Source organism: Neisseria sp. P0019.S003, assembly GCF_051957115.1.
Taxonomy (GTDB): Bacteria; Pseudomonadota; Gammaproteobacteria; order Burkholderiales; family Neisseriaceae; genus Neisseria; species Neisseria flavescens_D.
This window is the reverse complement of record NZ_JBQCWT010000001.1, coordinates 215,405-236,379: the sequence shown is the minus strand read 5'-3', so window position 1 is coordinate 236,379 and position 20,975 is coordinate 215,405. Positions and strand designations below refer to the sequence as shown.

Below are 20,975 nucleotides of genomic sequence, written 5' to 3'. Positions count from 1 at the left end.
ATGGACAGCAAAATCAGTTTCCGCGTATGGGGGCGGCAAGCCTTGTTTACCGACCCCGTTACCAAAATCGGTGGCGAAAAATTCAGCTACCAAGTACCAACATACGAAGCTATTAAAGGCATTGTCAAAAGCATTTACTGGAAGCCTACGTTGATTTGGCATATCGACCGCATCCGTGTGATGAAACCCATCCGCACCCAAAGCAAGTCCACCAAGCCGCTGGATTGGAACGGCGGCAACACTTTGGCAATTTACACCTTTTTGCAGGACATGGAATACCAAGTAGAAGCCCATTTTGAATGGAATGAGCATTGGGAAGAATTGGCGGGCGACCGCAATTTCGGCAAACATATCGCCATTCTCAGAAGAATGTTGGAACGCGGCGGGCGACAGGATATTTTTCTCGGCACGCGCGATTGCCAAGGCTATGTCGAGCCGTGCACTTTCGGCGAAGGCAAAGGATTTTACGATGAAATCGATAATTTAGATTTCGGTCTGATGTTCCACAGCTTCGGCTACCCCGAAGAAACCGGAAAGCCCGAATTGGTCAGCCGTTTTTGGATGGCGAATATGCAAAACGGTGTGATTGAGTTTCCAAGTGTCAACGATACAGAAGGCCGTCTGAAAACTCGATTTATCCGCAAAATGCAGCCTGAAAAACCGTTCAAGCGCGGCGAAAACGTCAAGCCTGTGGAAGATGAAGCCAAGGAGCTGGAATTATGAGCTGGATGCAGAAACTTTATCGAACTTATGAAAGTATTTTAGAACAGGGTGTTACTGATGATACTGAGCCACTGACACCGGTTGGGCATACCATCCAAAATGCGCACATCGTCATCGTGATTGACGGTCAGGGTAATTTTCAGACGGCACGCGTTATGCCGCCGAAAACAGCGATTCTGCTGCCTGCTACTGAGTCCTCAGAAAACCGAACCAGTGGCGAAGCCCCACATCCGCTTGCCGACAAAATCCAATATGTCGCTAAAGATTACGCTAATTACGGCGGTGAGAAGAAAGCCTATTTTGACGGCTACCTGAAACAACTCAAAGCATGGTGCGAATCACCCTTTACCCATCCCAAAGTGCAGGCTGTGTTGAACTATGTTGCCAAAGGGCGGGTGGTTGCTGATTTGGTGGAAGCAGGTATATTTCCGCTTGATTCGGAAGGCAAAGTGTTGAACAAATGGGAGGGCGAAGGCGATGCACCGCCGATTTTTTCAGTGTTGCCCAAAACCAAAGGCGAAATCGAGTTCGGTTCGGCATTGGTTTGCTGGCAGGTGGAAATTGCGAGCGACGTACACAGCCAAACTTGGACGGATAAAACCATACAGCAATCTTGGGCGGATTACGCCGCTTCGGAAAAAGCCGAAAAAGGCTTTTGTTTGGTGCAGGGCAAAGAAGCCGTCATTTCCACCATGCACCCTGCCAAATTGCGCCACACAGGCGATAAAGCCAAGCTGATTTCTTCCAACGATACAGCGGGCTACACCTTTCGCGGGCGTTTTGCTACCGCTGAAGAAGCTGCCAGCATATCGGCAGACGTATCCGCCAAGGCACACAGTGCGCTGCGTTGGTTGATTTCACGCCAAGGCATCCGAAACGGCGACCAAGTTACCGTCGCATGGGCAATCAGCGGCAAACCCATTCCGTCGCCGATGAAAGATATTTCCACCGAACTGGATTGGGCGGATATGGAAAACTGGGACATCAGTGCGGTTAAAAATTCCGATGAAACCGCCGTGCAAAGGTTACCTGAAAATTCGGAAGCATCCCCCGATTGGTCGGTGAATATCGGGCGTGCTGCTGCACAAATTATCAAAAAGAAACTGCACGGATATCAGGCAGAATTGAAAGACCACGAACAAATCTCCCTGATTATGCTCGATTCTGCCACGCCGGGGCGTATGGCACTGACCTATTACCAAGAATTTCTGCCCGCCGACTATTTCGCCAATTTAGACGCATGGATTGACGATTTTTCTTGGTATCAGCGTTACAGCATTGAAGTCCCAAACGGCAAGAAAACCGACAAGCGTACCCAATGGCGCTTCGTCCCACCATCGCCTTACAGCATTGCCGATGCCGTGTATGGCAAATCCCTGTCCGACACGCTCAAAAAACAGCTTTACGCCCGTCTTCTGCCTGTTATCGTAGGCGGAACATCCATGCCGATTCCTGAAGATTTGGTGCGTCAAAGTTTTCAGGCAGCCTGTAATCCTAATGGCTGCGAAAACTGGGAATGGCAAAGAAACATCGGCGTTGCCTGCGCCCTATACAAAGGCTGGCGCGCTCGTCATCACGATTTATCACAACGGAGAACTTATCCTATGAGTTTGGATATCCAAAACCGCTCACGCGACTACTTGTACGGCAGGCTGCTTGCTGTCGCCGAAAACACAGAATCCTACGCCCTGTATTTGGCGGGTGAAAAACGCGCCACCACCGCCGAACGCTATATGCAGCGTTTTGCCGAACACCCGTTTGCCACATGGCGCAATATTGAGCTGGCATTGAAACCCTATCAAGAACGCCTGCGCAACAACGGCAAGGATACCGGCGCACAAGCAATCGGCGAAATTATGGAATTATTTGCCATCAACGATTTCACTTGCGATGACAAATTAAGCGGCGAATTTCTCTTGGGCTATCACTGCCAAAAAATGGAAATAGCCCGCCGTATTGCCGAGCTTTCCGCCAACAAATCCAAAACTGATGAATAACCCAACTTAAAGGAAAACCAAAATGAGCTTAACCAAAAAAATCGACTTCGCCCTCATTCTGAAAGTAACCAACGCCAACCCTAACGGCGACCCTTTAAACGGCAACCGCCCGCGTGCCGATTTCCAAGGCTTTGGTGAAATGACCGACGTGTGTCTGAAGCGCAAAATACGTGATCGCCTGCAAGACAGTGGCGAGAGCATCTTCGTACAATCGGATGAAAAGAAAACCGACGGCATAACCAGCCTAGCCAATCGCGCCAAAGACAAAGATGTCGGCTTGGGTGCGGATGCCTTTAACGCTAAAAAAGCCAACAAAGACGACACTGCCAAAAAAGCCTGTGAAAAATGGCTGGATGTACGTAGCTTCGGACAGGTCTTCGCATTCAGCGGCGATGGCAGCAGTGGCATATCCATCGCTGTGCGCGGCCCCGTTACTATTCAATCCGCATTTAGCGTTGAGCCGATTAACATCACCAGCACCCAAATTACCAAAAGCGTCAGCGGCGAAGGGGATGGCACGAAAAAAAGCTCCGACACCATGGGCATGAAGCACCGCGTCGATCAGGGCGTGTACGTTGCCTTCGGTGCAATGTCGCCGCAGCTTGCCGAGCGCACCGGTTTTTCAGACGACGATGCCGAAAAAATCAAAGCCGTTCTCACCAAACTCTTTGAAGGCGACGCATCATCCGCCCGCCCCGAAGGCAGCATGCAGGTGCTGAAACTCATCTGGTGGGAGCACAACAGCAAAGCAGGGCAATACTCTTCTGCCAAAGTGCATGGTAAGTTAAAAGAAATTATTGAAGAAAAAATAAAAAATAAATCCATTGATGGACTGATTGGGGATATAACCGAAGAAAAACTTACCGTTACGGGAAATGGAGCGTCATTGAAACCCGAAATCCTTGATGGTTTTTAACTCCTAAAAACGTTCAAAAAGATGACCGCACTTTTAACCGAAACCCAAGGGGAAAATCAGGATACCCGCCTGATTCCCCTTTCCGCTCTGCAACACTACGCCTTTTGCCCGCGCCAATGCGCCTTGATTCACAACGAGCAGGCGTGGGCGGAGAATTATTTAACCGCGCAGGGCAAGGCGCTGCATGAGCGGGTGGATTCGGGCGAGCCCGAAACGCGCAAGGGCGTGCGTTTCGAGCGGACGGTGCATGTGTCGGCGGAAAAACTGGGCATCAGCGGCGTGTTGGATTTAGTGGAAGTGGAAACAAAGACAGGTCGTCTGAAACCCGTGGAATACAAACGCGGCAAGCCCAAACCCGACCCGATGGACGAAATCCAGCTTTGCGCCCAAGGTTTGTGTTTGGAAGAAATGACGGGGCAAACCGTCTCTGAGGGCGCGCTGTGGTATATGCAAACCCGCCGCCGCGTCCCCGTCGTGTTTTCAGACGACCTGCGCACCCAAACGCTCGCAACCATCGCCGCCGTGCGCGAACTCCTAAACAGCGGTCAAACCCCACCGCCCGACTACGGTAAACGCTGCAAAGCCTGCTCGTTAGTGGAAATCTGCCAGCCGGAGCTGCTGGAGAAACGGGGTAGGAGTGTGGGGTATGTGGTGGGGTTGTTTGGGGAATAGGGGAAATCTTTCGATCTCTTATTCTTAACGAGTATTTATTATAATATGCAAATTATTCAATTTTTTAATTCTGAGGATAACTAGTATGGATTTTCAATCTATTTCGAATCGAGCATTTGAACATGCTCCTGCAGGAGAAAATGGAGATAAAGACTTAAAAGATATTGCGTTTTCAGCTTATAAGATTTATGTAGAAAGTTGTTTTCCAAACTTAGTGGGATATTGGCCTGTTATAGCTGGAACACATTATAAATTAGGAATTTTTGATAAATATTATGTTGTAGTATTGATAGATCAGGGGCCGACATCTTTCATACAAACATTAGGTATTGGTAATATTAAATTAAATTTAAATGAAATAGATCGCACTAATCCACATATGATTCGGAAGGAATTATTTAGTTTGCTAAATCTAAAAAAACGAGATGCTATATTTTTGTTTGATAAAACTAATAATTATAGTAATTGGCGTACTGATCTAGAAAGGGATTTGAAAGAAAATTTTTTACAACACAAAATGGTGATGAATATGGAACCTATGAAAATATTTTTAAGCCACAAAAGCATTAATAAGGATAAAGTCCGTAACTTTAAAACTATACTTGAACTATTAGGATTTTCCCCGTGGTTAGATGAAGAAGCAATGAGTGCAGGAGCAAATTTAGAACGATCTTTACAAAGTGGAATGACTGATTCGTGTGCTGCTATATTCTTTATTACCCCAGACTATAAAGATGAGAAGTATTTAGCTAGTGAAATTGACTATGCAATTTCAAGAAAACGACAAGATGAAAAATTCTCAATTATTACATTGGTTTTTTCAGATGAAAATGGAGAAAAGGGAGTTGTACCTAATCTGTTACAACCATATGTTTGGAAAGAACCTACAAATGATTTAATTGCACTTGCTGAAATATTAAAAGCATTACCATTAGAGGTGGGAGATATACGATTTAAATAGAAAGTCAGCGTAGGTCGGATACTTGTATCCGACAATTCGTTGATCTTTATGCGACTTTGAGATTATTACAGCGGATTGGAGATGTCGGATTCAAGAATCCGACCTACCGATTTTCAGGTAGCCTAACCGTCTTCAAAAGCACGGTCAAAACCCAAGGAGTTTCCCCCATGCGCAAACTACAAAACACGCTCTACATCACCACCCAAGGCAGCTATCTGCATAAGGAGCGGGAGACGCTGGTGGTAGAGCAGGAGCGCAAGAAGGTGGCGCAATTGCCGGTGCATTCCATCGGGCATATTTTCTGTTTCGGGAATGTGCTGGTGTCGCCGTTTTTGCTGGGGTTTTGCGGTGAAAATAATGTAAATTTGGCGTTTTTTACGGAAAACGGACGTTATTTGGGGCGGCTTCAGGGGCGGCAGAGCGGCAATGTGCTGCTGCGTCGGGCGCAGTATCGGGTGTCGGAGCAAAATCCCGTGCCGATTGCGCGGAATATCATTGCTGCAAAGATTCAGGCGAGTAAGCGGGTGCTTCAGCGGCAGATTCGCAATTATGGCGAGAATGCGGCGATTCAAAGTGCGATCGATGCTTTAAATATTTCGCTGCGGCAGTTGAAGGGTGCGGCGGAGCTGGACGTGGTGCGTGGTATTGAGGGCGATGCGGCGGCGCGTTATTTCGGCGTGTTCGGGCAGCTTTTGAGTGAAAAAAGCGGCTTTGTTTTTGACGGGCGCAACCGCCGTCCGCCCAGAGACGGGGTGAATGCGCTACTGTCGTTTGTGTACAGCATTCTGGGCAAGGACATCAGCGGCGCGCTGCAAGGCGTGGGGCTTGATCCGCAGATAGGCTTTCTGCATGCCGACCGTCCGGGGCGCGACAGTTTGGCGCAGGATATTTTGGAAGAATTCCGCGCGTGGTGGGCGGACAGGCTGGTGTTGTCGCTGATTAACCGCGGGCAAATCAAACCGCAGGATTTTGTTATCGAGGCAAGCGACGCGGTAAGCCTGAAAGCCGATGCGCGTAAGCTCTTGTTTCAAGCCTTGCAGGCGAAAAAGCAGGAGAAAATCGTTCATCCGTTTTTGGATGAAGAGGTGGAAATCGGGCTACTGCCATATATTCAAGCTATGTTATTGGCGCGGCATTTACGCGGTGATTTGGCAGAATATCCGCCGTTTTTGATGAGATAGGTTTGCAGGCCGTCTGAAAATAGGCTAGACATTTTCAGACGGCCTCTAAAGCAGCCTGCATATGGGAATACAAAATGCTAATGCTGATTACTTACGATATTTCGCTGGAAGACGCCGAAGGACAGGCAAGGCTGCGACGCGTGGCGAAATTGTGTCTGGACTACGGCGTGCGCGTGCAGTATTCGGTGTTCGAATGCGACATCGCGCCCGACCAGTGGGTTGTTTTAAAAGACAAACTTTTGAAAACCTACAACCCTGAAACCGACAGCCTGCGCTTTTACCATTTAGGCAGCAAATGGCGGCGCAAAGTGGAACACCACGGCGCGAAACCGGCGGTGGATGTGTTTAAGGATACGTTGATTGTGTGAATCGCCAACCTGTGGTTCTCATGAAAATGCGGCAGGGTTGGCGAACTTGGATTGTTCTTTAACAATCAGGATATTGCGAATGCAGGTGTAACGGAAAAGGCTGTGTTATACTCGCATTTCTGCTTTTTTGGGAGCTTAGCGAAATTGGGGCTGCAAAACCTGATGGAGCAAGGCTTTTGAGAGAGGCTCCAGCCGCCTTCGGGCGGCTGTGTGTTGAAACATCACAAGTTTTTGGCGTATGTGCGACCAAGCTCCCAGCCGCCTTCGGGCGGCTGTGTGTTGAAACTTTCAAATCATGGTCTTATCTCCAGCGCGCCCGTCCAGCCGCCTTCGGGCGGCTGTGTGTTGAAACGTTATTGATGTTAATGACTTTGTGCTGTAAGAGCCAGCCGCCTTCGGGCGGCTGTGTGTTGAAACCAATAGGGGGGGATATATAACCGCGTCTTTACACACCCAGCCGCCTTCGGGCGGCTGTGTGTTGAAACAGCTAATAGGGCATGTATAAAGTGTAGGTTATGTGCCAGCCGCCTTCGGGCGGCTGTGTGTTGAAACACTTTAACAGTTAAGCAAAGCCAGCCAACATTTCCAGCCGCCTTCGGGCGGCTGTGTGTTGAAACTATAGGCAAGTCAAAACAACCCTTGACTTATAACGCCAGCCGCCTTCGGGCGGCTGTGTGTTGAAACCAATAGGGGGGGATATATAACCGCGTCTTTACACACCCAGCCGCCTTCGGGCGGCTGTGTGTTGAAACAGATAGCGCAGGTCGAAACCATCGGCCTAGTCATAACCAGCCGCCTTCGGGCGGCTGTGTGTTGAAACTAGTTTGCAAGTCAAAATAACTATTGACTTATTCCCAGCCGCCTTCGGGCGGCTGTGTGTTGAAACGCAGACAAAAGCGATGCGGAAGTGTTGGCTTACTTCCAGCCGCCTTCGGGCGGCTGTGTGTTGAAACGGTAAAGGCGGTATCGCCCACTACAAACCGCGCGTCCAGCCGCCTTCGGGCGGCTGTGTGTTGAAACGTGAGAACAACGGGCAGTTGCCAGCAGGTGTGGCACCAGCCGCCTTCGGGCGGCTGTGTGTTGAAACCCGTGGTATGGTCGAAGCAGTTGAATGAGAACACTGCCAGCCGCCTTCGGGCGGCTGTGTGTTGAAACCCGATGCAGCAGCGATAATCTGCGGACAAGCTGCACCAGCCGCCTTCGGGCGGCTGTGTGTTGAAACATTCATAAATAAACAACCATCGGGGGCATCTGCCCCAGCCGCCTTCGGGCGGCTGTGTGTTGAAACAGGCTTAAAGCGTTTTGCGTCTGGTTTATCAAACCAGCCGCCTTCGGGCGGCTGTGTGTTGAAACATCAAAAATAATCAGGCGTTAGAAATTAAAATTGCCAGCCGCCTTCGGGCGGCTGTGTGTTGAAACCTCTGGCAAAATCGTAATGTCAACGATGATGCGTCCAGCCGCCTTCGGGCGGCTGTGTGTTGAAACAATCCGTACAAAGAAAAACGAATTGAAGTATCAAACCAGCCGCCTTCGGGCGGCTGTGTGTTGAAACCTATGAGGGGCTGAGTTTTGCTGTTGAAGGAATTCCAGCCGCCTTCGGGCGGCTGTGTGTTGAAACTTATCCTATCTGACTATGCTTTATCTCAACGATCCAGCCGCCTTCGGGCGGCTGTGTGTTGAAACGTGCGATACCCGTCAAATTTATCAACATATTGCACCAGCCGCCTTCGGGCGGCTGTGTGTTGAAACTTTCCTTGTTGCGCCTGCCGTAAAGTATCGGCAGACCCAGCCGCCTTCGGGCGGCTGTGTGTTGAAACAAGGCTTTATTTAGATTTACATGGCAATGAAATTTCCAGCCGCCTTCGGGCGGCTGTGTGTTGAAACAACAAGCCTTAGCTGATTGGAAGGATAAACAATCCAGCCGCCTTCGGGCGGCTGTGTGTTGAAACAAGGCTTTATTTAGATTTACATGGCAATGAAATTCCAGCCGCCTTCGGGCGGCTGTGTGTTGAAACAAGCCCTGAATGAGTAAATCAGCCCATTGAGGGCCCAGCCGCCTTCGGGCGGCTGTGTGTTGAAACCGCTGTCGGGCGTTGTGGCGTGGTCAGCTCCGCTTCCAGCCGCCTTCGGGCGGCTGTGTGTTGAAACCCATCTTTGCCCATAAAATCGACCTTTGCCAACCCCAGCCGCCTTCGGGCGGCTGTGTGTTGAAACAGCGTTGACCGCGTATCAAGGCCGCGTTTAATGTCCAGCCGCCTTCGGGCGGCTGTGTGTTGAAACCTCAACGTCTGTTATTTCCAGTTTCAGGCCGTCCCAGCCGCCTTCGGGCGGCTGTGTGTTGAAACAAAGAGATACTCTAATTGATACGAATCGTCATAAATCCAGCCGCCTTCGGGCGGCTGTGTGTTGAAACAACGTATTATCCTCAAACCCCTTAATCAATTAGGACCAGCCGCCTTCGGGCGGCTGTGTGTTGAAACATCGGGATACAGACATGGATGTGGTGCAATATAACCAGCCGCCTTCGGGCGGCTGTGTGTTGAAACCGAAGAGCAAGCCCAAGTTGCTCTTGAAGAAGAGCCAGCCGCCTTCGGGCGGCTGTGTGTTGAAACAGCCAAGAGCAGACTGCTAGGATTCGTAAGGTTACCAGCCGCCTTCGGGCGGCTGTGTGTTGAAACTTCTCTTCGCCGACATATCGAACTTTATCGCCCGCCAGCCGCCTTCGGGCGGCTGTGTGTTGAAACAGGATTTAACGCCGAGAAACGGCTAAAAGAAGGATCCAGCCGCCTTCGGGCGGCTGTGTGTTGAAACGTATGCAAAATAAGCAGCTGTACCCCAACCTGATCCAGCCGCCTTCGGGCGGCTGTGTGTTGAAACACAGGCAAAGTGCTTGTACAGGACATCACACACGGCCAGCCGCCTTCGGGCGGCTGTGTGTTGAAACCACATCATCCGCACCGCCATCAGCGAGTGGAACACCAGCCGCCTTCGGGCGGCTGTGTGTTGAAACATATTTAAATCCTAAATTAAAAATCAGACACAATCCAGCCGCCTTCGGGCGGCTGTGTGTTGAAACTAAAATAGATACTAAATAATCATCACGTTTTTCTCCAGCCGCCTTCGGGCGGCTGTGTGTTGAAACAACCATCAATTAAACGTAAACCCATGAAAGGAAACCAGCCGCCTTCGGGCGGCTGTGTGTTGAAACCCCAACATAACGAACACTATCGCTAACGTTTGTCCCAGCCGCCTTCGGGCGGCTGTGTGTTGAAACCCGAAAACCAAGCAGCGGGCGCGAGCTTAACAAACCCAGCCGCCTTCGGGCGGCTGTGTGTTGAAACGGCCACAAAGGAGAGTATCAAGCATTTGCCGCCGCCAGCCGCCTTCGGGCGGCTGTGTGTTGAAACGTTGTGTGGCCTGAGAAAAAATTAGATAAAACATTGCCAGCCGCCTTCGGGCGGCTGTGTGTTGAAACTTCCCCGTATGCCCTCGGGAAGTATCCGCGTATTCCAGCCGCCTTCGGGCGGCTGTGTGTTGAAACACGGATAGGATACGGTAAGCATACGGTAAGCATACCCAGCCGCCTTCGGGCGGCTGTGTGTTGAAACAGCAATACACTTTAGCCACTGCACCTATCCGCACCAGCCGCCTTCGGGCGGCTGTGTGTTGAAACAGTAATCAGCAAAGGGAACACGGCGCATTGTATACCAGCCGCCTTCGGGCGGCTGTGTGTTGAAACACGGATAGGATACGGTAAGCATACGGTAAGCATACCCAGCCGCCTTCGGGCGGCTGTGTGTTGAAACTCCACGCTTGCAAATGCCTAAACAGCAAGTAAGGTCCAGCCGCCTTCGGGCGGCTGTGTGTTGAAACTTCGCAGCCATAGTACAGGTTACGCCTGCAGTACCAGCCGCCTTCGGGCGGCTGTGTGTTGAAACTATCATTACCTATGTCGGTTTTGACGCCCTTATGCCAGCCGCCTTCGGGCGGCTGTGTGTTGAAACGATAGGAGTCATGGCATCACCTTATTAGACACGCCCAGCCGCCTTCGGGCGGCTGTGTGTTGAAACTTGGAGAATTGGAAAATGCAAATTACGCAAAATTTCCAGCCGCCTTCGGGCGGCTGTGTGTTGAAACGAAAGTTTGGAGCATGAATGAAGTAGCTAAAAAACCAGCCGCCTTCGGGCGGCTGTGTGTTGAAACCTATAATTTAGAGTATCTCTTCGAAACAATCACGGCCAGCCGCCTTCGGGCGGCTGTGTGTTGAAACGAAAGTTTGGAGCATGAATGAAGTAGCTAAAAAACCAGCCGCCTTCGGGCGGCTGTGTGTTGAAACCTATAATTTAGAGTATCTCTTCGAAACAATCACGGCCAGCCGCCTTCGGGCGGCTGTGTGTTGAAACACGGATAGATTCTCGCGTCTATCAAGCGCATGAACCAGCCGCCTTCGGGCGGCTGTGTGTTGAAACGTCATGGACTGCAGTGTATTGCGGAAGATGCTGGCCAGCCGCCTTCGGGCGGCTGTGTGTTGAAACTTGCTAAGAAATACCGCATTAAGTTATCGTATATCCAGCCGCCTTCGGGCGGCTGTGTGTTGAAACAAGTCCGTGTGTTCTTGTAAGCGTTTCACCATGCCAGCCGCCTTCGGGCGGCTGTGTGTTGAAACAGACAAATAGATAGAGTACGTACACGTCCAGGGCCAGCCGCCTTCGGGCGGCTGTGTGTTGAAACTGTACATCTAAGTCATCAGTACTTCGGCGCATAACCAGCCGCCTTCGGGCGGCTGTGTGTTGAAACCCCGTATACCCTCGGAAAAGAACGCAGGAAGTACGCCAGCCGCCTTCGGGCGGCTGTGTGTTGAAACAATAAGCTAACATCACCGTGGGCATAGATATGTTCCAGCCGCCTTCGGGCGGCTGTGTGTTGAAACTTACTAAGAAATACCGCATTAAGTTATCGTATATCCAGCCGCCTTCGGGCGGCTGTGTGTTGAAACAGTGTATTGCTGAAGATGCTGGCAGTCGTTACGTCCAGCCGCCTTCGGGCGGCTGTGTGTTGAAACGCATTGTACAGACAGTTTTGTTAAGTTACGCATCCAGCCGCCTTCGGGCGGCTGTGTGTTGAAACCCTGTCTGTTCCCTGTTCCTACCTGCTATCCCCTCCAGCCGCCTTCGGGCGGCTGTGTGTTGAAACCATATCTAGTTAAAACGCCCATTAACAGTCATCGCCAGCCGCCTTCGGGCGGCTGTGTGTTGAAACCCCGAATGGGCATGGTGTACCCTTTATTTTGGAGCCAGCCGCCTTCGGGCGGCTGTGTGTTGAAACGGTATGGCTATGTCCGATAATCCTTATGCCCAAACCAGCCGCCTTCGGGCGGCTGTGTGTTGAAACGGTATGGCTATGTCCGATAATCCTTATGCCCAAACCAGCCGCCTTCGGGCGGCTGTGTGTTGAAACCATGCGGCTTGCGAAAGACAGCCGGAGGTTCTTGAGCCAGCCGCCTTCGGGCGGCTGTGTGTTGAAACCAATTGACACATATAACAAAAATGTTGATTATATCCAGCCGCCTTCGGGCGGCTGTGTGTTGAAACTCCGTAATTTGTACTGTAAAACACAAGCCAAAGCCAGCCGCCTTCGGGCGGCTGTGTGTTGAAACCTGGCGCCAGAAATACAAGCTACAGGGTACTCAAGCTGCCCAGCCGCCTTCGGGCGGCTGTGTGTTGAAACCGCTATGATGGTCTTTAGAACCGTTAATTCGATCCAGCCGCCTTCGGGCGGCTGTGTGTTGAAACCAATTATAACATCATCTAATTTTTTTGAATCCAACCAGCCGCCTTCGGGCGGCTGTGTGTTGAAACTTAAAAGGCGGAATGCCATGCAATGCGGTTACAGCCAGCCGCCTTCGGGCGGCTGTGTGTTGAAACGATGCCTTTGAATTGACTTGTGATGAACTGGTGCCCAGCCGCCTTCGGGCGGCTGTGTGTTGAAACACTGCTAAGGAACATATCATTGACCGCACTAAACTGCCAGCCGCCTTCGGGCGGCTGTGTGTTGAAACAGCAAGTATTCAACCTGTTGCAAATCTCCATTACCCAGCCGCCTTCGGGCGGCTGTGTGTTGAAACAAAACATCATTTCCAAGAGATTCGGCTTCAGACCCAGCCGCCTTCGGGCGGCTGTGTGTTGAAACCGGAATGACACACCATAATGTGTTATCCCAAATTGCCAGCCGCCTTCGGGCGGCTGTGTGTTGAAACAAGTAAAGGTATTCGTGCATGCGGTTAGACACAAGCCAGCCGCCTTCGGGCGGCTGTGTGTTGAAACGCCCTAGCGGCAAGTGGGAAGTGTTTATTAAAGCCAGCCGCCTTCGGGCGGCTGTGTGTTGAAACATCGCAATGTGCAACCAGCACATCACGCCCTAGTGTCCAGCCGCCTTCGGGCGGCTGTGTGTTGAAACAAGGCCGTTGATGTATTGGGTCATGGTTGAGATTCCAGCCGCCTTCGGGCGGCTGTGTGTTGAAACCTCGCAAACTGGCGGCGGCGCGGCTTCGTTCTCACCAGCCGCCTTCGGGCGGCTGTGTGTTGAAACCGACTGAAGAATCGGTATTGCAGGGCTTGTTAGAGCCAGCCGCCTTCGGGCGGCTGTGTGTTGAAACAGAATGTGATTGTTGATATTCAGCCTGTGCTTAATCCAGCCGCCTTCGGGCGGCTGTGTGTTGAAACTGGCGGTGGTGGAAGTCATGGCGGTGGTAATAGCCCAGCCGCCTTCGGGCGGCTGTGTGTTGAAACCTATGAGGGTTTGAGTTTTGCTGTTGAGGGTATCCCAGCCGCCTTCGGGCGGCTGTGTGTTGAAACCTTTTAAAAATAAATAAAAAACATAAGATAAAGGCCAGCCGCCTTCGGGCGGCTGTGTGTTGAAACTTGTTGGATTTTTTGCGACTCTATCATTAATTTTCCAGCCGCCTTCGGGCGGCTGTGTGTTGAAACACTTTGTAAAGCATTTCTTGCAATGGATACAACTTCCAGCCGCCTTCGGGCGGCTGTGTGTTGAAACGTCTTGAGCACTGTACCTTGCAAAGCCAGTGCCCCAGCCGCCTTCGGGCGGCTGTGTGTTGAAACACTTTGTAAAGCATTTCTTGCAATGGATACAACTTCCAGCCGCCTTCGGGCGGCTGTGTGTTGAAACTTCAATTGGAATCAAAGAATGCACACTTGATGTGTCCAGCCGCCTTCGGGCGGCTGTGTGTTGAAACAATCGAAAGCTCAAATCAAAAAGTTTCAGCTTTACCAGCCGCCTTCGGGCGGCTGTGTGTTGAAACATCTGAATCAAAAATCCAAACATTGGAACAAACTCCAGCCGCCTTCGGGCGGCTGTGTGTTGAAACAGATTAAATAACCACAGGCAGGCGGCCTAAAACGCCAGCCGCCTTCGGGCGGCTGTGTGTTGAAACATCAAAAACCGCTTGTCTTGAACCGTATCTATCACCAGCCGCCTTCGGGCGGCTGTGTGTTGAAACACAAAGAGGCAGAATTGGTTATGTCTGACCTTGACCCAGCCGCCTTCGGGCGGCTGTGTGTTGAAACCCCAGTAGTACCAAGAATGAAAAGAGATAGTATCCCAGCCGCCTTCGGGCGGCTGTGTGTTGAAACAGCAGGGAGTATCTGCTTGCACTAGCAGGCATACCCCAGCCGCCTTCGGGCGGCTGTGTGTTGAAACGTTTGCAAAATAAACTTTACCATTAAAGAAAATACCAGCCGCCTTCGGGCGGCTGTGTGTTGAAACCTTTTCGTGAATGAATGTAATTGCACTTGAAGCAACCAGCCGCCTTCGGGCGGCTGTGTGTTGAAACCGTAGTTTGCACGGTAAAGCATAAGCCGAAAGACGCCAGCCGCCTTCGGGCGGCTGTGTGTTGAAACAAAAAACCATTGCGGAAACGTTTGAAAAAATGAACCAGCCGCCTTCGGGCGGCTGTGTGTTGAAACCTTTTCGTGAATGAATGTAATTGCACTTGAAGCAACCAGCCGCCTTCGGGCGGCTGTGTGTTGAAACGGTTTATTGAGGACATTGCCGAACAAATCGGCATCCAGCCGCCTTCGGGCGGCTGTGTGTTGAAACAGCTTCGTTTAAATCTACATGGTCTTGCAAGCGTCCCAGCCGCCTTCGGGCGGCTGTGTGTTGAAACACTATCGGATAATCTCTTTTCATCACTGGATACTCCAGCCGCCTTCGGGCGGCTGTGTGTTGAAACTAAGTCAAGTGCTTCATACTTGTCTTCAATCCCGCCAGCCGCCTTCGGGCGGCTGTGTGTTGAAACTACGGTCAAAACCGCTTTGCGCTGGCTGTTGCTCCAGCCGCCTTCGGGCGGCTGTGTGTTGAAACTTTGCCTTCTAAAATACAGTTAATTCCATGGATCACCAGCTGCCTTCGGGCGGCTGTGTGTTGAAACATTTCCTATCCCCTATGGCAGCAGCGTTTCCTGCCCAGCCGCCTTCGGGCGGCTGTGTGTTGAAACAGTTCGCTGTCGTCGTAGACGGTGTCTTGGTCTTCCAGCCGCCTTCGGGCGGCTGTGTGTTGAAACAGGCTCATGGAAAACGAGAGGGCGCGCGCGCTGCCCCAGCCGCCTTCGGGCGGCTGTGTGTTGAAACTTTGGTTTCGTCCCATTTGTAGCCTTCCGATTCCCCAGCCGCCTTCGGGCGGCTGTGTGTTGAAACCATACTGTGCCGTTGTACTCAGGTTTAATGATCTCCAGCCACCTTCGGGCGGCTGTGTGTTGAAACTCGTTTCATTTTGCTATTGCCTACTTTTCGCGTTCCAGCCGCCTTCGGGCGGCTGTGTGTTGAAACAAAAAACCATTGCGGAAACGTTTGAAAAAATGAACCAGCCGCCTTCGGGCGGCTGTGTGTTGAAACGTGAATTGTGAAAGTGATTTGGTCAATAAATGCGCCAGCCGCCTTCGGGCGGCTGTGTGTTGAAACATGGCTTTAACGAGACGGTCAATGCACGCGACCAAGCCAGCCGCCTTCAGGCGGCTGTGTGTCGAAACAACATAACAAGAATGCTCGGGGAACATGGGCAAAAGCCAGCCGCCTTCGGGCGGCTGTGTGTTGAAACAAAGTAAGGCATTTAGTGGCACAAGGTCGTCTAAACCAGCCGGCTGGGTGTTGAAACTCTGCCACCGTATCTCATGTCTGAATAGGGAAGAGGGGCTGTATGTTCAAATATCGTCCAAGCAGACCGCTCTTCTTTTGATCCTTCGCTTTTCGAAGCTTTAGTGAAAGCTGTGGAGGATATTAGAAGCAAGTTATAAAGGGTAATTAATAACAATGCCGTCTGAAAAAGTTTCAGACGGCATTTTTTCTATTTACATATTAAATTTAATATCATATTATCATTGAATCTATATCAATTTGAATTTTTTAGAATTTCAATATGCCCCCCTCATTTACTACGCTCATTCCGCCCAAGATAAACTCGGCAATCCCTTGCCTTACAAACCATTGGCAAACCTTGCAAAGTCATTCGGTAAATGTGGGCGAAATGGCGGCTGAGTTTGCCCGGGTATTTGATGCGCAGGAAATTGCCTGCCAGACGGGACAGCTTCATGATTTAGGGAAATATTCAGTTGCCTTTAATCACCGATTGCATGGCGGCCCTTTAGTCGATCATGCCACCGCCGGAGCCAAAATTGCAAAAATGCTTGCTTCAGGGTGGGTTCCAAAGTATAAACTGTAGTTATCTTTCGTAGGCTAGATAACTTTATTAATGAATTAAAAGGCAAAAATAATGGAAATTAAACAAACCAATTCAACCATCAAATCTCGTGCGGCGGTGGCATTCGCCCCAAATCAACCCTTACAAATTGTGGAAATCGACGTAGAAATGCCGCGTAAAGGCGAGGTGTTAATTCGTAACACTCACACTGGTGTGTGCCATACTGATGCATTTACGTTATCAGGGAGTGATCCTGAAGGCGTGTTTCCTGTGGTACTTGGGCATGAAGGTGCAGGTGTGGTTGTTGCTGTGGGCGAAGGTGTGTCAAGCGTAAAACCAGGTGATCACGTGATTCCTCTTTATACCGCTGAATGTGGCGAATGTGAGTTTTGTCGTTCAGGTAAAACCAACTTATGCGTTTCAGTACGTGATACGCAAGGTAAAGGCTTAATGCCGGATGGCACGACACGTTTTTCTTATCAAGGTCAGCCGATCTATCACTATATGGGCTGTTCGACTTTCAGTGAATATTCTGTTGTTGCCGAAGTTTCACTGGCGAAAATTAACCCAGAAGCCAACCATGAACATGTATGTTTGCTCGGCTGCGGCGTCACCACAGGTATTGGTGCGGTACATAACACCGCAAAAGTGCAAGAAGGCGACTCTGTTGCCGTGTTTGGCTTGGGGGCGATTGGTTTGGCGGTGGTGCAAGGTGCGCGTCAAGCTAAAGCGGGGCGCATTATTGCTATTGATACCAATCCCTCAAAATTCGAGCTGGCAAAACAGTTTGGTGCAACTGACTGTTTGAACCCGAACGATTACGATAAACCGATTAAAGATGTGTTGTTAGACATCAATAAATGGGGCATTGACCATACCTTTGAATGTATCGGCAATGTAAACGTAATGCGCCAGGCATTAGAAAGTGCACATCGTGGTTGGGGACAATCCATTATCATCGGCGTAGCAGGGGCAGGACAAGAAATTTCAACTCGTCCGTTCCAGTTGGTAACAGGTCGTGTTTGGAAAGGCACGGCGTTTGGTGGCGTGAAAGGCCGCTCTGAACTGCCTAAAATGGTGGAAGATTCAATGAAAGGCGATATCGAGTTAGAACCGTTTGTGACCCACACAATGACACTTGATCAAATCAATGAAGCCTTTGAGTTAATGCATGAAGGTAAATCGATCCGCGCTGTTATTCATTACTAAGGTACGCGATGAAACTGATTGAACAACATCAAATTTTTGGTGGTTCGCAACAAGTTTGGGCACATGATGCCCAAACGCTTCAATGCGAAATGAAATTTGCCGTCTATTTGCCGGATAATCAGGAGAATCGACCGCTTGGTGTAATTTATTGGCTTTCCGGATTAACGTGTACGGAACAAAATTTCATTACTAAATCAGGCTTTCAGCGTTATGCCGCAGAACATCAAGTGATTGTGGTTGCCCCCGATACTAGCCCTCGCGGAGAGCAAGTGCCGAACGATGCGGCTTACGATTTAGGGCAAGGTGCAGGCTTTTATTTGAATGCGACCGAGCAGCCTTGGGCGACGAATTATCAAATGTATGATTATATTTTGAATGAGTTGCCTAGTCTGATTGAGGAAAAATTTCCTACCAACGGCAAACGTTCCATTATGGGACATTCAATGGGTGGGCACGGCGCATTGGTATTGGCACTGAGAAACCGAGAACGTTATCAAAGTGTTTCTGCTTTTTCGCCCATTTTTTCGCCAAGTCTTGTGCCTTGGGGAGAAAAAGCCTTTTCTGCCTATTTAGGGAAAGATCGTGAAAAATGGCAGCAATATGATGCCAACTCGCTCATTCAACAAGGCTATAAAGTGCAAGGTATGCGCATTGATCAGGGCTTGGAAGATGAGTTTTTGCCAACACAATTGCGTACCGAAGATTTTATCGAAACCTGTCGTGCGGCAAATCAACCGGCCGATGTGCGCTTCCACAAAGGCTATGATCATAGCTATTACTTCATCGCCAGTTTTATTGGTGAGCATATTGCCTATCATGCGGCATTTTTGAAGTAAACCAAAGAGTGATTCGTGAATCGATCAAACGTTGGTATAAACGTTAATTTTTCATGTTAACGAAAATAAAAGGCATCAGATTGATGCCTTTTATTTTTATAAATAATAATAAAAGTATTATTAAAATGAGCTACTTTTGGGAATCAGCATGAGGAGGCCTTTGCAAAACCTCCTTGCTCACTCTGCTTAAATATCTCCCCATTCCAATCCAAATCGCTGTAAATATTTCCTCAATCGGTCGCTGTCATTGACTTTTGCCCTTTCTGTTCTGGAGACGTTGAACAATGCACGGCCGGCGGCGGCCATATTGGGATGTTTGCGGCATTCGTCGATAACGTGTTGCAGTTGTAGCTTGTCGAACAAATCCAATGTGTCCCAATTGACTTTATCGGGGTAGTCTTGTGCTTTTTCAGACGGCCTGTTATGTAGGAGACCGTCCGAAAAGGGTTCTTCCGACCATAACCATTTGAGGCGTTCGATTTCGGCTTGAACTTGTTCTACCTGTATCCTGCCTTGCGGCGCGAGTGTGGCCAGGCGCATGATGCTGGCGGCGAGGTCGCGGAAGTTGCCGCGCCATGGCGCTTGGTTGGAGTGGGCGAAGTCGAGATAGGCGGCCAGGGCTTCTTTGTTGAAGCGAGTGGTTCGGCCGAGTTCTTGCGAGGCTAGGGCGAGCTGGTGTTCGACGTTGGGCTCGATGTCTTCGCGGCGGTTGGCGAGTGCGGGAAGTAGGTAATTCCAGATGTTGATGCGGGCGAACAGGTCTTCGCGGAAGCGTCCGGCGCGGATTTCGTGGCGTAGGTCGCGGTTGGTGCCGGCAATGAGTTGGAAGTCGCTTTTGACTTCGCTGTCGCTGCCGACGGGATAAAAGTGTTTTTCTTCAATGGCTTTGAGTAACATGGCTTGTTCGTCTAAGCCCAATTCCCCGATTTCATCTAAAAACAATACGCCGCCGTCGGCAGTTTTCAGATAGCCTTCACGTTTTTCTGCGGCGCCGGTAAAGGCGCCTTTTTTGTGGCCGAACAAGGCAGATGCTGCACCGTCGCCGCGAAGGGTGGCGCAGTTTACATCGACAAATGTGCCTTTAATCAGATGGCGCGCTTTTTTCAATTCAAAAATCCTGCGTGCCAGCATGGATTTGCCTGCGCCTGTCGGGCCGGAAAGCAGAATGGGGGAAGGGGAGTTGAGCGCGACTTGTTCGATTTCGGCAATCATGCGGTTGAAGGCGGCGTTTTGGGTGGAAATGCCGCTTTTCAGGTAGCGCACTGCGTCATCGCGTACGGCGGCAAGGCGTTCTGCCAGTACGTCGTAACGAGCCAAGTCTAAATCGATGATTTCATAACTGCCGACATTGCCGTCCTCCATACTGCGTCTTTGGTTTTTGGGTGGAGCGGTTTGTAACAGTACGCCGGGGATTTGACGCGATTCCACCAATAAGAACAGGCAGATTTGGGCAACGTGTGTACCTGTCATGATGTGGGTGAGATAGGTTTCTTCTTCTGTATCAAATGGATAGCTCGCCGCCCAATCGTGCAGCTTGGTATAAACCTCGGAGAAGTCCCACGGGTTTGCCAGCTCCATAGGCACGAGATTGACGACTGTGTGCGGCGATACTTGCTGAATATCGGCTTTTACATGATCCGCCAGCTCGTGGTATTTCTCCGCATAAAACAGTTCCATGCGGTCAAGATGGAAATCCTGACGCTGATTCATGGCGACGTTCGGCCGCCACTTCTGCCAACGCCCTTGACCGAAACCACTGTCCAACACCGTACCGAGAAAACTGACGGCGACTTGTTTTTTAGGGATAGTATTCATGTTTCAGACGGCCTTTAAATTATTTTTTCCAATACAAATTTGCTGTTTATTTAGCCGCAAGCGTTTGTCCAAATCATCGAATCTCATCATATATCCTTGTATATTTTATTTTCTATATAATTATCTATAAATATATTTTTTAGTATTCTACGTTTCTTACCGATAAAAGCTACTTTAAAATATATTTTCTTTATATTCAATTAATTAAAAATTATTTTTATAAAAATTTTATTCTTGGCACGCTGTTGGCTATGTTGTGAATGTAACGATACAGCAGATGCTTCGGGAAATACAGTTACCGGAGAAAAATTTTCCGTAAATTTAGTTGCTGTGTGGTTACAGGGCGAATGCCAACAAGACTACATTTGGATTAACAGGTTCGAATCCTGTCTCGTCTGATAGACGTTGAACGTCTTGTTTATTTAGTCGCCCACCCTTTTCCAATATGGCAGGCAAATGCCTGGGGAAACTACAACATGGATATCCTTATGTCGCAGGTTCGAATCCCGTCTCTGCCGCCAACTATGGCAGAGTAGCTCAGAGGATAGAGCGCGTAAAAATTTCTCCACTCTTTGTTGCCCAATGT

General features: G+C 49.9%; 10 protein-coding genes, 1 pseudogene and 1 CRISPR repeat array. Of the genes and pseudogenes, 10 read left to right on the top strand and 1 reads right to left on the bottom strand.

Going from position 1 to position 20,975, the window contains the following annotated elements; translation table 11 throughout:
• The 10 genes and pseudogenes from cas5c to fghA all read left to right on the top strand — a co-directional run bounded on the left by cas5c (position 1) and on the right by fghA (position 18,574).
• Complete coding sequence (cas5c, locus tag ACTHTS_RS01080) at positions 1-723, top strand: type I-C CRISPR-associated protein Cas5c (protein WP_440368967.1); 723 nt, start codon at positions 1-3, stop codon at positions 721-723.
• Positions 720-2,720, top strand: coding sequence for a type I-C CRISPR-associated protein Cas8c/Csd1 (cas8c, locus tag ACTHTS_RS01075; protein WP_440368966.1), 2,001 nt, complete (start codon positions 720-722; stop codon positions 2,718-2,720). Before cas5c ends, cas8c begins: the two co-directional genes overlap by 4 nt.
• Positions 2,721-2,742: 22 nt before the next feature.
• The gene (cas7c, locus tag ACTHTS_RS01070; RefSeq protein WP_440368965.1) at positions 2,743-3,636 is read left to right on the top strand and encodes a type I-C CRISPR-associated protein Cas7/Csd2; all 894 of its coding nucleotides are present in this window, start codon (positions 2,743-2,745) and stop codon (positions 3,634-3,636) included.
• Positions 3,637-3,657: 21 nt separating this feature from the next.
• Positions 3,658-4,308: a CRISPR-associated protein Cas4 gene (gene cas4 / locus ACTHTS_RS01065; RefSeq protein WP_440368964.1), complete on the top strand. Its 651-nt coding sequence runs from the start codon at positions 3,658-3,660 to the stop codon at positions 4,306-4,308.
• Positions 4,309-4,393: 85 nt separating this feature from the next.
• On the top strand, positions 4,394-5,269 hold the full coding sequence (locus ACTHTS_RS01060; protein ID WP_440368963.1) for a toll/interleukin-1 receptor domain-containing protein: 876 nt from the start codon (positions 4,394-4,396) through the stop codon (positions 5,267-5,269).
• Positions 5,270-5,436: 167 nt separating this feature from the next.
• On the top strand, positions 5,437-6,450 hold the full coding sequence (gene cas1c / locus ACTHTS_RS01055; RefSeq protein WP_440368962.1) for a type I-C CRISPR-associated endonuclease Cas1c: 1,014 nt from the start codon (positions 5,437-5,439) through the stop codon (positions 6,448-6,450).
• A 74-nt stretch (positions 6,451-6,524) separates the two neighbouring features.
• Positions 6,525-6,818, top strand: a complete 294-nt coding sequence (gene cas2 / locus ACTHTS_RS01050) for a CRISPR-associated endonuclease Cas2 (protein WP_003685729.1) — start codon at positions 6,525-6,527, stop codon at positions 6,816-6,818.
• Between the two features lie 188 nt (positions 6,819-7,006).
• Positions 7,007-15,929: a CRISPR direct-repeat array (repeat unit 32 nt; unit sequence CCAGCCGCCTTCGGGCGGCTGTGTGTTGAAAC).
• A gap of 296 nt (positions 15,930-16,225) precedes the next feature.
• A pseudogene (locus tag ACTHTS_RS01045) lies at positions 16,226-16,508 on the top strand (CRISPR-associated helicase/endonuclease Cas3); the annotation flags it as partial.
• A 93-nt stretch (positions 16,509-16,601) separates the two neighbouring features.
• The gene (locus ACTHTS_RS01040; protein ID WP_107857592.1) at positions 16,602-17,738 is read left to right on the top strand and encodes an S-(hydroxymethyl)glutathione dehydrogenase/class III alcohol dehydrogenase; all 1,137 of its coding nucleotides are present in this window, start codon (positions 16,602-16,604) and stop codon (positions 17,736-17,738) included.
• Between the two features lie 8 nt (positions 17,739-17,746).
• Positions 17,747-18,574 carry an S-formylglutathione hydrolase gene (fghA, locus tag ACTHTS_RS01035; protein ID WP_440368961.1) on the top strand — a complete coding sequence of 276 codons (828 nt, stop codon included), beginning with the start codon at positions 17,747-17,749 and terminating at the stop codon, positions 18,572-18,574.
• A gap of 186 nt (positions 18,575-18,760) precedes the next feature.
• On the opposite strand, the gene rtcR is transcribed toward fghA, so the two are convergent.
• On the bottom strand, positions 18,761-20,389 hold the full coding sequence (gene rtcR, locus ACTHTS_RS01030) for an RNA repair transcriptional activator RtcR (protein WP_440368960.1): 1,629 nt from the start codon (positions 20,387-20,389) through the stop codon (positions 18,761-18,763).
• Between the last annotated feature and the right edge of the window lie 586 nt (positions 20,390-20,975).